The following is a 14,077-nucleotide window of genomic DNA, read 5'->3' as shown; positions in this document are numbered from 1 at the left end:
CTACTTAAACCTCTAGTTTCTTTGAATCAGTTACGTAAGCAACAGCATGACCACCGGCACGGCGGCCAAACACAAGACCCCTTAGCACAGATGTCCCGCCTGGATATTTCCCGTAATAAAGACCAGCCGTTTCACCGACTGCATATAAACCTGGAATCGGATCATGATCTTGAGACAGAACACGCCCATTCGTATCGGTAGCTAATCCACCGTTGGTGAAAACATTGGAGCAGATAATTGGATAGGCGATAAACGGAGCCTTATTAATCGGAATCGCCCAATTGGACTTTGGCGGCGTAATTCCAATCGCCTGTTTTCCATCTTTTTTATCCCAATGAAATTCACCCGGTTGAACAGCAGCGTTATAGGATTCAACCGTAGCCGTTAATTGGCCGACAGGCACGCCAATCTTCTCCGCCAGTTCTTCGATCGTATCAGCAACAATGGCCGGTTTATCGGTTTCCACAGCTCGTTCATAGTTTGGAATTTCATACATCTTTTGATCGCCGATCATATAGGCAATATGACCAGGAAGATCGTGGAATATTGTCCGTGCAACCTCTTCATATTGCTCATCGACTGTTGTTTTCCCCTCATCAACGAAACGATTTCCATTCTGATCGACTAGAATAAAGTAAGGGTATGTCATTACAGCAGCCTCTTCCCGTTTACTTCTTGGGTCGACCGGTTCAGCATGGAAAGAATCAAATTGACCAGCCGTTTTTGCCCCTAGCTCCATTGCCATCCGGATTCCTTCACCTTTGTTAAACAATCCACCCTCGGCTACTGTCCGAACTTTATGAGCATCTCTGCCAACATATTGTGCCATCATCTCCTGATTTCCCTGAAATCCACCTGACGCTAACACAACAGCTCCCACTTTTAATTGAAGTGAGGTTCCACCTTTGACACGCACCATAAGTCCATTCACTACGCCCTCGTCATCAAGTTGTAGTTTCCAAGCAGTTGCCTCGTAAATAATCTCTACGCCAAGTCCACCTGCACGGCGGGATAGTGTGTCAACGATGGCACGACCGCCGCCTACTGGAAGCAACCGTGGCCTTGATGCGGTCAAAAACATTGTTGGCAGGTAGTCAAACTCAACCCCTTTTTCCTGGACCCAGCGAAGTGTGCTGCCAGCATCTTTGGCGAGAGTTTCTATGTACTCCCGATCGGAATAGTTGTCTGAAAAAGCCAGCATGTCTTCTACGAAGTTATCAGCAACTTCATCGAGATTTTTCATCCGCATATAGGAAGCAGTCCAACGAGAATTTCCACCCCTATGGTCATAATCAGCTCGTTCTAGAATTGCTATTTTTAAGTTCTTATTTTCCTTTTTAGCCGTTTCAGCGGCAGATAATGCGGCTGAGGTCCCGGCAACTCCACATCCAATGACTACGATGTCGTAATCTACTTCTCTCTCCACAACTAAGTCCTCCTTTAAAGTTCTTAATTTATTAAAATAGTAAAATCACTTTTTAATTAATGTCTGATTTTCTCCATACTTGTTTTCCCACTCTTTAATCTGATTGAGTTTAAAGAGTGATTGTCGCTCTTCCCACGTGCAAATTAACTCGTGAACATTTTCATGTGAACCTTCGGCTTTTAATATTCTTAACGACTCTGTGATTCCTTTGATGGCAGAGCGGAAGACAGTATTTGCACAAAGCATGATTTTAAAACCAATCCCTTCGGCCTCTTTCAAAGAAATAAGCGGGGTTTTACCGCCTTCTACCAGATTTATTACCTGTGGTATCCCTTTTAATGAGCCGGTAATTTGCTTTAATTGTTCCATGGTTGTCGGCGCTTCAACAAAAATAATGTCGGCTCCAGCTTCCGCATAGGCATTTGCCCTGTCCAATGCATCTTCCATGCCATTTACTGCTAATGCATCCGTACGGGCGATGATTGCTAGATTTTCATCTCTCCTAGTGTCAACAGCAGCTTTGATTTTCCCGACCATTTCTTCTTTTGAAATAACATCTTTCCCATTGAAGTGGCCGCATTTCTTAGGTGAAACCTGGTCTTCCATTTGAATTGCTGCTACACCTGCTCTCTCAAACTCTCTTACAGTACGGATAACATTAATCGCATTACCAAAGCCTGTATCGGCATCGACGACAATCGGAATCGTCGTCACATCCGTCATCCTTGCTACAATGTCAACCACTTCTTTTAAGGAAGTCAGGCCTACATCCGCCCACCCTAATTGAGCATTGGATATTCCAGCACCAGTGGCGTATATCGCTTGAAAGCCGATTTCTTCTATTAATCTAGCAGACATTGCATCATAAGCACCTGGTAAGATAAATGAACCAGGTTGGTGTAATAGTTTTTGGAACTCTTTCGTTTTATTCACTTTTTATAGCCCCCCTTTTTTAAAATTATCTTTTATTAAAACTTCTGGTTATCCGATTTGAACAACTCCTTGAATCCACCCATGCTCTTGATAAGAATTTTTCACTTTTCCGAGGATTTGTTCGTGCCAAATGATAGAAAGAACACCATTATTATTGGCGGCTAACTCTGAAAAAGATTTTAGCGGAATCAATTCTTTTTCTTTTGTAACAATCATTTCTAGCACTTGTGATTGATTTGCTACTCTTACTGTTACTACATACTTTCCCGGAGCAGGCAATGTATAATGAGGCCTTACACTTAGTGAAGTACCGTCCCATTCACATGCCACTTCATAGAGACGTCCTAAAAATGCTGATAGATCCTCAATATTTCCACTTGCCAATTTTTCACGAATGCAGGTTGAACTAATTTTCTCCCCCTGGTATTCCACTTTATCTACCTTCGTCACTTCGAGGATCCCGCCTGAATCACTTATCAAGCGGTCCATATTTCCAACTCCACGAAAACCATAGGTATAATCAAAGCCGGCAACTGCATGGACGACACCAAGATCAACTAAATACTTAGCTGCAAACTTTTCCGGGGAAAGCGACGCAAATTCTCTATCGAATTCAACGATATAAAATATGTCGACCCCCAGTTCACAGAATATTTTTTCCTTATCAGAAAGCGGCATCAGATAATCAACATGTGTCTTTCCATTGGATAAAACTGTTTTCGGATGTGGAAAGAAACTCATCACAGATAGTGAAAGATTCCTTTCTTTTGCTTTCTGAAAAGCTGTTTTAATCACTTCACGGTGTCCATTATGAATACCATCAAAAAATCCTAGGGCCATGACGCTGAGGCTTGCTTTTTGCTGATAGTCCGCTAGATTTTCCGGGTTCAAATAAATCGTTTCCATGCAGTTCCCTCCTAATCATTTAACCTAAGCCTCAATCATTATTAAATATTTTTCGTATTGCTTGAATGACCACATAATTCTCGGCCAAAGTTTTCTTTGGATGTAATTGGCGAAACTGTTCTGTGGGTGTATAAGGCAGCAAAGTCACGTCCGATTCTTTGCATCGGGTTCCCATTGCCCACATAGGCCGACCCCGTTGCAAGGATTAAGATATCGATGGCTTCCTTACAAGACTGCACCGCATAGCCGATATTGGCCAATGCTTTGACTCTTTCAAATTTACTCATGTACTCCCCACTTACAGCGCAAGCATCAAGGCGGTCAGCGACTTGATAAAAGTGCATGGCAGCGGTTTCAATTTTTAGCGATGCTTCTGCAGCTTGATGATGAGTGATAACAGCATCACTTAGGTATTCAACCCCCAAATTCGCCGCTCTTCGATTTGGCAATTTTTCCATAAATAATTCTAAAGCAGCCTTCGCCATTCCTAAGCCCGGAACACCGATTGACATCGCCAGCGCAGGGAATAGTGCTGTATTATAGAGTGGAATATCTCGAAAATGATCAGATTGAAACTTTCCAGCAATGGCATCTGTAAAGGATACAACCCGGTGATCTGGAACAAAAACATCTTTCATATTTATACTGTTACTTCCTGTGCCGCAAAGTCCCATTACATGCCAATCGTCCGTAATTTCCACTTGACTCATTGGTAAAGTAATCAAGCCTTGATCAACGACGTTTCCATCCTCATCAACAATTGGCATTCCGAAGTATCCCCATGTCGCATGAAGGGAACCAGAGCAAAACGGCCAATAACCTTCTTCAATGATGTAACCGCCTTCAACTTTTTTCACCTGAATCTTTCTTGGTTCAAATACACCTGAAAAAACAATATCATCACCAGATCCGTAAATTTCCTGATGCGTCATTTCAGAAAAGGATTCCGATATCATCAATTCCCGAATACAACATAGGGCAACAATCCAGCCAGTTGAACCGCAGCCACGGGAGATTTCCGTCACAATATCCGTATACGTTCTCATGTTTGTTTGGTAGCCGCCAAATTGTTTTGAACGAAGGATATAGAAAAGGCCGGACTCTTTTAAATCGTTAATTGTGGCATCTGGAATTCTCCGAATTTCCTCTGTCTCTTTTGCCCGTTCACGTAATCTTGGTACAAACGATCGTGCCTTATCAATCAGTTCAGTCTGTACATCCAAAATAGTACTCGACATCATTGCATCTCTTCCTTTCCAATTTAATTTGGTCATCTATTTTAGTTATTTTTTAAGTGTAGTTTGTTTCATAAGGTAATTTTAGAAAATTCAGCAACTTCAATCTAGAGTAAAAATCGTTTGAGTTAACGTAGTTTTTAGATAATTATTATTGGTTTTTATCTAAAGAGGTATTTAATTTACACATTTAATAACTTTTTTACATTTTAAATCCATAAAAAAGCACCTAAAAAGAGTTTTAGGTGCTTTTTTATGATGTTGTTACCTTATTACCCATTAATCGAAGCTTCAAAGCCAAATTGTGTCTTTCCAAACGCTTCAACCGAGTCTTCATAAAGATTGGATCGATGGGTGCATACTGCCAAAAGATCGCGTACGAATATTTCAATTGGATCTCCTTTAAACATGGAAAATCCGCCAAGTGTCAATAAAACCTTTACCGCAATATCCGTTACGTTCTTTGTGATTTTTGCCCTTATCGCAGCGAATTCACCACGCTTATCTTCTTTTCCCATTTCATAGTTTTCCAATAAAGAAATATATTTGTCTAGTAGACCTTCTGATTCATAATATTTTATTGTTAATTCAGCCAATACTCCCTGATGACGGGAATCTTTAGCGGAGTTTCCTCCCATTCGTACCCGCTTTTCCGTACGGTTCTTATATTCCTGCAGTAGGCGCTCAGCACCACCCAATGCAACCATTGGGAATCCGACACAAAAGGATGAGTAAAATGGAACATCATAAAGAGGATAGTCTTTATCATAACCCTGTGGCGGTCTGCCAGTACGATCGGCAACCGTAAGCCGTATTAGATGATGCTTTGGAACATAGACATTATCGACAATGACCTGGTTGCTTCCCGTACCTCTTAGTCCTAACGTATCCCAATTTTCTACTATTTCCACATCAGATATCGGTATATTTAGCATGCATAGTTCAGTCTCTTCACTGTCACCCAGTTTCATTTTCACTGCAAGAGCCACCCAGTCACTATATAAGATTCCGCTTACAAAACTATACTTACCTGTAATCCGAAAACCGTCCCCATCCTTTTCCACTTTCCCTATAGGAGCAAAAATATCGGCAATTAATCCTCCTTGATTTATCACTTCTTCTGCTCCCTCTTTCGTCATAAATGCTACTAAACTATTATGAATGGAATATAGAAAGGTTAACCAAGCAGCAGAAGTATTATATTTTCCAACTGTTCGAATAATCTGGGAATATTCTCTTAAATCTACTTGTGGCTCACCATATTTTTTTGGCAGTAACAACTTAGATAATCTTGCCTCTTTTATCGCATCAATGACATTTTTTGAAACCGTTTTGTTTTGGTCTGCTTCTAGTGCTTCCGATTCGGCAATTTTCCCAACCTTTTCTGCCCCTTTTAATAACAGGTTCAAATCAGCCTTGTTTTCATCCAATACTTTGCTTACCATATTTTGCACCCCTTTTTCATTTTATCAACACGTTTATTTTAATGAATATAAATTGATCTACCTAAATAGTAAAAAATCCTAGTTTTTCAATTTTTTATATATTTTTATATCTCCCCTATTTATACCTTCAAAACATCTCCTCTTTTTCTTTCACTTGGGAAATAAAGCGTGAGGCATTTTCACCGGCAATTTTGCCAAAAACCGACCCTGCCATTAATCCAGCACCACCAGGGTAGTTAAAGTAGAATAGGCCGCCTACCAGTTCCCCAGCAGCATATAACCCTGGAATCGATTGTGATAATACGTCTTGCACTTCCGTATTGGTGTTTATTTTCAAGCCGCCAAAAGTAAAGGTAATCCCGCACGTAACGGCATATGCTTCAAATGGACCTTGATCCAGGGTATTTGCCCAATTGGATTTTCTTACCGCTATCCCATCTGTACAACGGCCATCCTTAATATTGGGGTTGAATGGTATATCTTTACGGACAGCCTCATTGTATTCCTCTATCGTCTTTAAAAAACCTTCCTGATCCACACCGTCAAGCTTATCAGCCAATTCTTCTAAGGTATTCGCTTTCACCTTTGTTACCTTTCTTCCCCGATATTCGTCGCGTAGAAGCCCGGCTACTTTAGCATCGAATATCTGCCATGCAAATTGTCCTGGCTGCTTGAGGATCAATTTCCCATATCTCGCATAGGTATAATTGCGAAAGTCAGCCCCTTCGTCGACAAACCGTTTTCCTTCGGCGTTTACTAGAACTCCAAACGGATAGCTGAGTTTTTGGAACCCTTCTGTAAATTCAGGTAAATAACGATCTCCGCCAACTGAATGACAGCCTGACCAGTTTCCAGCTGCAAGAGCTCCAATATTTAGCGCCATTTGAATGCCCTCGCCGGTATTAAAGCGGCTCCCTCTTGCTTTAGCTAAATCCCAATTGGGACCTAAGTATCGAGTTCTCATTTCCGGGTTGGCATGAAAACCCCCAGATGCTAAGATAACCGCTTTCGCATGGACTTCTGTTGTTTGTCCATTATGCTTAAAAACGACCCCATGTACTCCATCATCATCGTGAATGAGTTCGGTCGCCATCGCATTAAATAATACTTGAACACCTAAATGTTCAGCTTCCTCGTGGAGTGCACCGACTAACCCTGGACCTCCACCAACAGATTCAACAATCATTCCGCCCCAAAATTTAAAGATGCCATCCACTTTAAAGGCTTGGCGACCGTAAATCGGCACCCACCTGACTTTATGGGACTGCATCCATTTCATCGTTTCAAAGCTTTTACTTGTTAAGAGGGAAGCAAGCTCTGGGTCGGTACGATATTCCGTTATACGGCACATATCATCAAAAAATTCTTCCTCCGTATAGGAACCAAAATCTGTCATGTCTATATCTTCCTGTGTAAGGTCAGGCATAATTTGCTTTAACTCATTGACATCCTTGTATGCAAAACGAATAGAGCCATGGGTAAAGGTGCTATTGCCCCCTTTTTCAACCTCTGGAGCTTTTTCAAGCACAATGACATTGACACCATTTTCCCGTGCAGCTATTGCAGCACACATTGCTGCATTCCCTGCCCCTACTACAACAATATCAGTTTCATAGATTTTGTTTTCCTTCATAAGACTGTCCCTCGCTTTCAAAAAAGCTGACTCAAGCTATTTCCTGAGTCAGCTTATACATCACGCTTCGATCGTTGGTTTATTCAGTTCCTTATCGCTTACGGTTTCTCCCCAATAGGTGTTAGCAATCGAGTGCTCTTCCTCCGTCCACTCGACCGGTTCCCAGTCTGGTTCAAAAATTAAATAGGATCCGCTAAATAATTCCACACGGCAGCCGCTGCCAGGGTCACATACATAGAGATAAAACGCTTGAGATACCCCATGTTTACCAGGACCAATGAATTTAATGCCTTCTTCTGCAAGAATATCAGCAGCCCTTAGAATATCTTGGGCATTATCGTGCCAATAGGAAATGTGATGAAGCTGGTTCGGTGTTTCTGCTTGCGGTCTTGAAATAACTGCAATATCGTGCACTAAAGGAGTAACGCTCATCCAGCCTGCGACAGTCGTTGTTTTATGGTATTTCACATATTCACGTAGCTTAAACCCTAATTGGCTGCCTAAGTAATCGAGTATTTCACCGACATCCATGGAAGTAGCAATATTTACATGGTCAAATCGCCTTGGAGAGCAGCCGCGCGCCCATGCTTTGTACGTTTGATTTTTTAAGACAGAACGTCTTTTTTCATCTGCTTTAGGTTTTTCTACATCATAGTAAATTTCAAAAGAATGCTGGCTTGGCAGTTTAAAGCGGATCGCCCTTCCTTGTCCGGCTTCTTCGCCCGCTTCAATCCAGTTAACCTCTGTTCCGGCTTTTTCAAGCAGCTGGGCAAATCCTTCCACATCTTCCGGTCGTTTCGTTCTCCATCCAATATGATCAACGTACCCTTTCTCTCCTGCAGTTAATGAGAGGGAATGATGTTCAAAGTCGCCCCATGCACATAAGTAATAGGTTCCGTTTTTTTCTTCTGTTACTTCTAATCCAATGACATCCCTGAAAAACCATAATGATTTTTCCAAATCCGGTGTGACGAGTGCTACATGTCCTAACTTTGCAATCTCTGGTAAAGTCATCTTTATACCTCCGCTCCTAATGTTTTTTAGATTGTGCTAGAGAAATAGTTTTGAATTAAATTATTAAAACTTTCTTGGTTCTCAATTTGCGTCCAGTGGCCGCATTGACCGTATACATGCAATTGAACATTCTGGAGATGTGAGAGTAGGTAATAGCTAGATTCAACTGAGCAAACCATGTCATCACGTCCATGAACAAGTAAGATTGGGTTTTGGATCCGTTTAAGTGCTGTTACTGGCACAGGGACAGCTGCTGTTGCAAAGATGGATTCGTTGGAAAGATGTATTTCCGGACGCATCGCTGTCTCATATCGAGTAGCAGCAAGTGAGTCAATTTCTGAGGCAAGTTTTTCCACATCATACACGAACCAGCCCATAATTTGACGCATTTTCTTTTCGGATGGATTGTCGTAGAAGCCCTTTGCCCGAGCTAGTTCAGGACTAAGCTTTGTATTCGGTGTCCCTCCAGGTCCCATTAAGACAACCCGGCCAAAACGTTCAGGATATTCTAGTAATAGTTCCAATGCAATGGAACAGCCTAACGAATTTCCAACCACGTGAGCCTTTTGTATACCGTAGCGATCCAGCAGTTCAATCAGCTGATTTACCCAAAGGTCCATCCATCCCTGTCTGTTCTTTGGAGTTGACTCAGGATGTCCACTCTGTCCGAAGCCAAGCAGGTCTGGAGCAATACAGTCATATGTTTCACCGCATGCATTTAATGCGTATCGCCAGTTAGCCCATGCGAAAACACCTGGGCCTGAGCCATGTAAGAATAATATCGTTTCAGAATTCCCCTCACCCGAGCGATTAACAAATGTTTCAAAGTTATCCGTTTTAACTAATTGTTGAGTAATGTTTGCCATTTTGAATTTCTCCTCCTTCTGTAAAAAAACAATCATGGGAACATCCAATAGAATGTAACCCTTTTCATCTTTTAATATTTTAACCCTATCTAAATTTTAGAAAATTCAATAATTTTAATCTAGAGAAAAAATCATTTGACTTCCTACTATTTTTAGATAGTTTTTATTGGTTTTTAATTATATTTCTACGACTATTTTGTCTTCCATTTCATTCTGATCTTTCTTCGCTAATTTAAGTGTTGTGAGTGTGATTAAACTGATAAGCAGGAATCCAGCTATGATAAACATCGCTTGATTAAAATTGAAAACACCCATTATATATGGACCAACGAAACCGCCTAATGAGGAAAGAGTGCTTACTAAAGCAATGCCAACAGGTGCAGTAGATTCAGAGAAGAAGAATGTGATATATGCATAAAAAGTACCTGATATACCATATAAACCAGCGGAAGTAATGGAGAGCATTAAGACCATAAGTGGAACGCTTGATACAAATGCACAGCCAATGAATCCAACCATGGCAATAAACACACTTGCTCCTAAATGCAATTTGTGTGAGTTCGTTCGATCTGCATTCCATCCCGTAAAAAGAATCGACGGAATCGCAACAATCGATGGAATCATCGCTAACCAGCCAATTTGTAAGTTCGTCGTTGAAGATGAAGACAAAGATTTAATAATGGTTGGCATCCAATAGGAAAGTGCATTTACTGCGATAAAACCAGCGATATTAAATATAGCTAATTTCCACAATTTTGACTCTTTCAACATGCCGAGATGGGAGGTTTTATTTAACTTGGCACTTAATTTTCGTTCCTTGGCTAATTCTCCCTCAAGCCAGGTTTTTTCTTCTGCCGTTAACCATTTTGCGTTAGCAGGTTTATTGGTCAAATAAAACATAACGACAATACCTAAAAGAACAGCTGGTATGCCTTCTAAGATAAACATCCATCTCCAACCCGCTAAACCACTCCATGTGATTGTATCCATAATCCATGTAGACAACGGAGCACCGATCAACGCACTTAATGGCAAGGCAACAAAAAAGAGCGCTGTTGCTTTCCCGCGTTCACGTACCCTGAACCAATAAGTTAAATATAGTATGATCCCTGGGACAAATCCCGCTTCAGCTGCACCCAGTAAAAAGCGTAATATATATAAGTGGGTTGCTGATTGGATAAAGCCTTGTAACACAACGACAATTCCCCAAGTAATCATAATACGGGCAATCCACAACCGTGCCCCCACCTTATTCAAAATCATATTACTAGGAACTTCAAAGAGGAAATAACTGATAAAAAATAAACCAGACAACAAGCCAAATACCTCAGCTGTTAATGACAAATCCGCATTCATCTGTAAGGCTGCATAACCCATATTGACTCGGTCTAAAAAGGCAACCACATACAAAAGCAAAATAAATGGTAAAATTCTCTTCATTGTTTTCTTCACCGTGCTTTTTTCAATCAGATTAATAGATTGTCCTTGATTCAAATTAATTCCTCCCTATAAATAGCTTGCATTTGAAAGTGCCTACATTTTTACATTTTAGAAAATTCTGTATATTGTATCTAGAGTAAAAACTGTTGGAATTTACGCTATTTTCAAGTTGTTTTTGTTGGTTTTTATCCAATGATGAACTCCATAAATAAGAGCAATCCGATTAGGACTGCCCTTAGTTGTTTATATTTTTAACTCTCCCAATGCCATCAGTGAGTCAAGAATTAGCAAGAGCTGATAGCTTTGGGAAGAATCCCGCAAATCTTTATTGATGAGCGTTTCAATCTTATTGATTCGATACATTAGACCACTCATAGATAAGGAAAGATCATCCATCGTCTGCTGAAGTTTTCCACCATTGGATAAAAAGACATAGAGTGTTTTCAGTAACTCTTTTTGTTTCACATCATTTAATTTATATAGTGGTCCTAATTCTTGTTTTGCAATTTTCCTAATCCCGTTTACATTTTTTGAATTTATTAGGACACCAACTATCCCAAGATCTTTAAAACCATTAATTTTTTTATCTGTGGACATCCGTAAGGCAATTAATGCCTCTTCGAAATAATCCAATATACTCTCAATATCCTCGGATTTATCGCTTATCCCGACTTTATATTGATAAGATGAATACGTTGTTTCAATATGTTTCAGGATTTTTTCCATTATAGCGATAATATTTGCTGTTTTGGGTATGAGCATTATAATCTGACCCTCATACTGACCAATTAACGCTTTATATCCTTGGATATCGAGATACTTGGCAATGGTCTCTAATATTCGGTCATAGTGATCAAAGCTATTCTGGGTTGTCTTTCCCTTTTCATTATAATCAATTGCGGCAATATAAAAAGGGTTCTCAAGGTTAAGGCCCATATGCCGGCCACGCTTGATAATTTCCTCCTTGGAGGAAAATTGCCCCTTAAGGATTTGTTCTAAAAAATACCCCTTCATTTTTTCAACTGCTTCAAAACTTGTTTTTTCGTTTAAAAGGTACAATGAGGCGGCATTGGCAACCCTCTCAATAAACATAACATCCGTTTCCGCGCTTTTCCCTAGTTCATTTATATAAAAAAAGGTACAATATCCGATTACTTTTTTTTGGACAATAATAGGGGTAATCAAACGTTCCTGATTTTCTGTCTTTATTCTAGTCGTTTCATTAAATAATGGCAGCAGGTTGTGATTATTTCTATTTTTTCGAATTAAATTCTCTTTTAGGTTGTTATTAAGACTAATATATTGCTCTTCTTCCAGCCCTGAGTAAACAATTTTTTGGAAGCTTAAATCTTCAATAGAAATTGGGATTCTCAATAATTTAAACGTGCTATCAGCAATATCCTGAAGATTGCTTCCATTCGAAACACTTTCCGTTAATTTTTTATGAAATTTAGATACGGTTTCGATAAAATTCCTCTGCTCTAACAATTGCTCATAAGTATACTCCAGTTCATCAATGATATTACTTTCATGATAGAATTTAAGTTCCTCTTGAATTTCATTTCCCCAATCCTCTTGCAGTCTTGCTTCGAAGCAGCATTCAGCATCTCCCATAGCAATACAGCTAATTTCCTTAACAATGACACTCTTCCTGCAGACAGTTGACATATAACCGCTTGCATATCCTGTCAAGGTATGACATACCGGTGCTTCTGATTGGCCATGGTGCTTGATATGCTCCATTGCTTCAAATGAGTCAATCCATTTTCCTTTGCCAAGGATCGATTTAATGGTTTCTGAATCACTCATTTCGATTATTCTTTCGGACTTCATGTCTCTAAAATGTCCCGTGTTTAAATGAAGAATCGATGCTTGATTAAGAAGGTCATTGATCGATGAACTTGTTTTCATTGCTTCTTCTGCATCACTAACACCTAAATTCCAACCATAACGAAGTAGAAACCCTTTTGCTCTTTTAGTCCCTAGATTCTCTATTAATCCTTTCCTTAGGAGTCCAAAAGCAGCAGAAGTTGAAAGGATTTTTTTATTTCTATCTTCTGTGGAGTTAGGTTTATATGATTGGGCTAAGTTACTCAATATTAATTCCCCCTCTCAATTTAAGGGTTAAAAGGAGTTTACATGGCTTTTCTTTATACTTGGAACGACTTTATTTATTTGTTCGCCAAGATCGATTAATCCATTTGAACTACGAATTTGGCAGCGAATGACATCGCCGTCCTTCAGGTATTTGCCGCTGATTAATTGTCCTTCTTCAAGTAAATCCAACTTTTGTTGATAAGGAATAGCCATGTTTGATAAAAGTTCCAATACTTGCGGAGTTAGATTTAGAGCAACCCCGCCTGCAGTTCCAGTAACAATCAGATCCCCTGGGGATAAATCCATAATTTCCGAGAGCTCTGTAAGGGTTTCTGCCGGTTTGTAAAGCAGTTGATTTGAATTGGCAGATTGCCTTAATTCATCATTCACCCAGAGATTTAACTCAAGATCATGAAGCAATGGCAGCTCTTCCTTGTCAAGCAAATAAAGATAAGGACCTGTTGGACAAAAAGTTCGGTAGCTCTTACCTTTCAACCATTGCCCCTCTGAAAGCTGAACATCCCGCGCAGAAACATCATTAACAATCACGAGCCCGGCGATATACTGATGAAGGTTTTCGTCAGTTATATCTGACGCCTCTGTGATTTCTGTTCCAATTACGAGACCAAGCTCCAATTCATAATCTAGTAGTTTAACATCACGCGGCCTTATAATTTCGCTAGTGGCGCCGCAAAGGGAACTGTCAGCTTTGCTAAAAATCATATTAAATGGTGCTCGTGCAGCTTCCATTCCCGTTTCAGCACGATGCTCTGAGTAATTGACTCCCTGACAAACGATTCGTGCTGGCTTTGTCACTGGACTCAAAATGGTCACTTCATTTAATGAAACAGATTCTGTATGATCTTGTGCCTTGATAGTACGTGCTTCTTCTTTCCCATGCGCCAAAAAATCAGCTAAACTTTGGTATGTACCTGATAAAAGGCGGATTTGATCTCCTGATATAACTCCCCATTGCTCTTTTTGTTTATGTTCAAATCTAACAACTTTAATACCCATTTTATCTCCCCCTCATTTTATGAAAATTTATTTTCTTACAATAAAGACTCCTCACATAGCGATAT

General features: G+C 40.1%; 11 protein-coding genes. All 11 read right to left on the bottom strand.

Annotated elements, in window-relative coordinates; genetic code table 11:
* Positions 1–4: 4 nt before the first annotated feature.
* Positions 5–1,426, bottom strand: a complete 1,422-nt coding sequence (locus J7E66_RS12735; RefSeq protein WP_215000471.1) for an FAD-binding protein — start codon at positions 1,424–1,426, stop codon at positions 5–7.
* Positions 1,427–1,471: 45 nt separating this feature from the next.
* A complete protein-coding gene (locus J7E66_RS12730) occupies positions 1,472–2,359 on the bottom strand; it encodes an isocitrate lyase/PEP mutase family protein (protein ID WP_215000469.1) in 888 nt (295 codons plus the stop codon).
* Between the two features lie 48 nt (positions 2,360–2,407).
* Complete coding sequence (locus J7E66_RS12725) at positions 2,408–3,265, bottom strand: FAD synthetase family protein (protein WP_215000467.1); 858 nt, start codon at positions 3,263–3,265, stop codon at positions 2,408–2,410.
* A 41-nt stretch (positions 3,266–3,306) separates the two neighbouring features.
* Positions 3,307–4,506 carry an acyl-CoA dehydrogenase family protein gene (locus tag J7E66_RS12720; protein WP_251032894.1) on the bottom strand — a complete coding sequence of 400 codons (1,200 nt, stop codon included), beginning with the start codon at positions 4,504–4,506 and terminating at the stop codon, positions 3,307–3,309.
* Between the two features lie 266 nt (positions 4,507–4,772).
* Positions 4,773–5,945 carry an acyl-CoA dehydrogenase family protein gene (locus J7E66_RS12715; RefSeq protein WP_215000465.1) on the bottom strand — a complete coding sequence of 391 codons (1,173 nt, stop codon included), beginning with the start codon at positions 5,943–5,945 and terminating at the stop codon, positions 4,773–4,775.
* 127 nt (positions 5,946–6,072) lie between these two features.
* Positions 6,073–7,578: an FAD-dependent tricarballylate dehydrogenase TcuA gene (tcuA, locus tag J7E66_RS12710; RefSeq protein WP_215000463.1), complete on the bottom strand. Its 1,506-nt coding sequence runs from the start codon at positions 7,576–7,578 to the stop codon at positions 6,073–6,075.
* Between the two features lie 60 nt (positions 7,579–7,638).
* Entirely contained in the window at positions 7,639–8,592 is a 954-nt protein-coding gene (locus J7E66_RS12705) for a VOC family protein (protein ID WP_215000461.1), read from the bottom strand.
* 26 nt (positions 8,593–8,618) lie between these two features.
* On the bottom strand, positions 8,619–9,458 hold the full coding sequence (locus tag J7E66_RS12700; RefSeq protein WP_215000459.1) for an alpha/beta fold hydrolase: 840 nt from the start codon (positions 9,456–9,458) through the stop codon (positions 8,619–8,621).
* A 177-nt stretch (positions 9,459–9,635) separates the two neighbouring features.
* Positions 9,636–10,952 carry an MFS transporter gene (locus J7E66_RS12695; RefSeq protein ID WP_215000457.1) on the bottom strand — a complete coding sequence of 439 codons (1,317 nt, stop codon included), beginning with the start codon at positions 10,950–10,952 and terminating at the stop codon, positions 9,636–9,638.
* 189 nt (positions 10,953–11,141) lie between these two features.
* Positions 11,142–12,995 (bottom strand): V4R domain-containing protein, encoded by a 1,854-nt coding sequence (locus J7E66_RS12690; RefSeq protein ID WP_215000455.1) that lies wholly within the window; start codon positions 12,993–12,995, stop codon positions 11,142–11,144.
* 27 nt (positions 12,996–13,022) lie between these two features.
* Positions 13,023–14,012 carry a fumarylacetoacetate hydrolase family protein gene (locus J7E66_RS12685; RefSeq protein ID WP_215000453.1) on the bottom strand — a complete coding sequence of 330 codons (990 nt, stop codon included), beginning with the start codon at positions 14,010–14,012 and terminating at the stop codon, positions 13,023–13,025.
* Positions 14,013–14,077: the final 65 nt, after the last annotated feature.

The organism is Bacillus sp. ISL-7 (genome assembly GCF_018613065.1).
The sequence above is the reverse complement of the archived record's forward strand: the minus strand, read 5'-3'. Positions and strand labels throughout refer to the sequence as shown.

Excerpts from the sequence above, each read along its gene's own strand:
- J7E66_RS12725 (WP_215000467.1), bottom strand. The coding sequence starts at position 3,265 with ATGGAAACGATTTATTTGAACCCGGAAAATCTAGCGGACTATCAGCAA.
- J7E66_RS12720 (WP_251032894.1), bottom strand. The coding sequence starts at position 4,506 with ATGATGTCGAGTACTATTTTGGATGTACAGACTGAACTGATTGATAAG.
- J7E66_RS12715 (WP_215000465.1), bottom strand. The coding sequence starts at position 5,945 with ATGGTAAGCAAAGTATTGGATGAAAACAAGGCTGATTTGAACCTGTTA.
- tcuA (WP_215000463.1), bottom strand. The coding sequence starts at position 7,578 with ATGAAGGAAAACAAAATCTATGAAACTGATATTGTTGTAGTAGGGGCA.
- J7E66_RS12705 (WP_215000461.1), bottom strand. The coding sequence starts at position 8,592 with ATGACTTTACCAGAGATTGCAAAGTTAGGACATGTAGCACTCGTCACA.
- J7E66_RS12700 (WP_215000459.1), bottom strand. The coding sequence starts at position 9,458 with ATGGCAAACATTACTCAACAATTAGTTAAAACGGATAACTTTGAAACA.
- J7E66_RS12685 (WP_215000453.1), bottom strand. The coding sequence starts at position 14,012 with ATGGGTATTAAAGTTGTTAGATTTGAACATAAACAAAAAGAGCAATGG.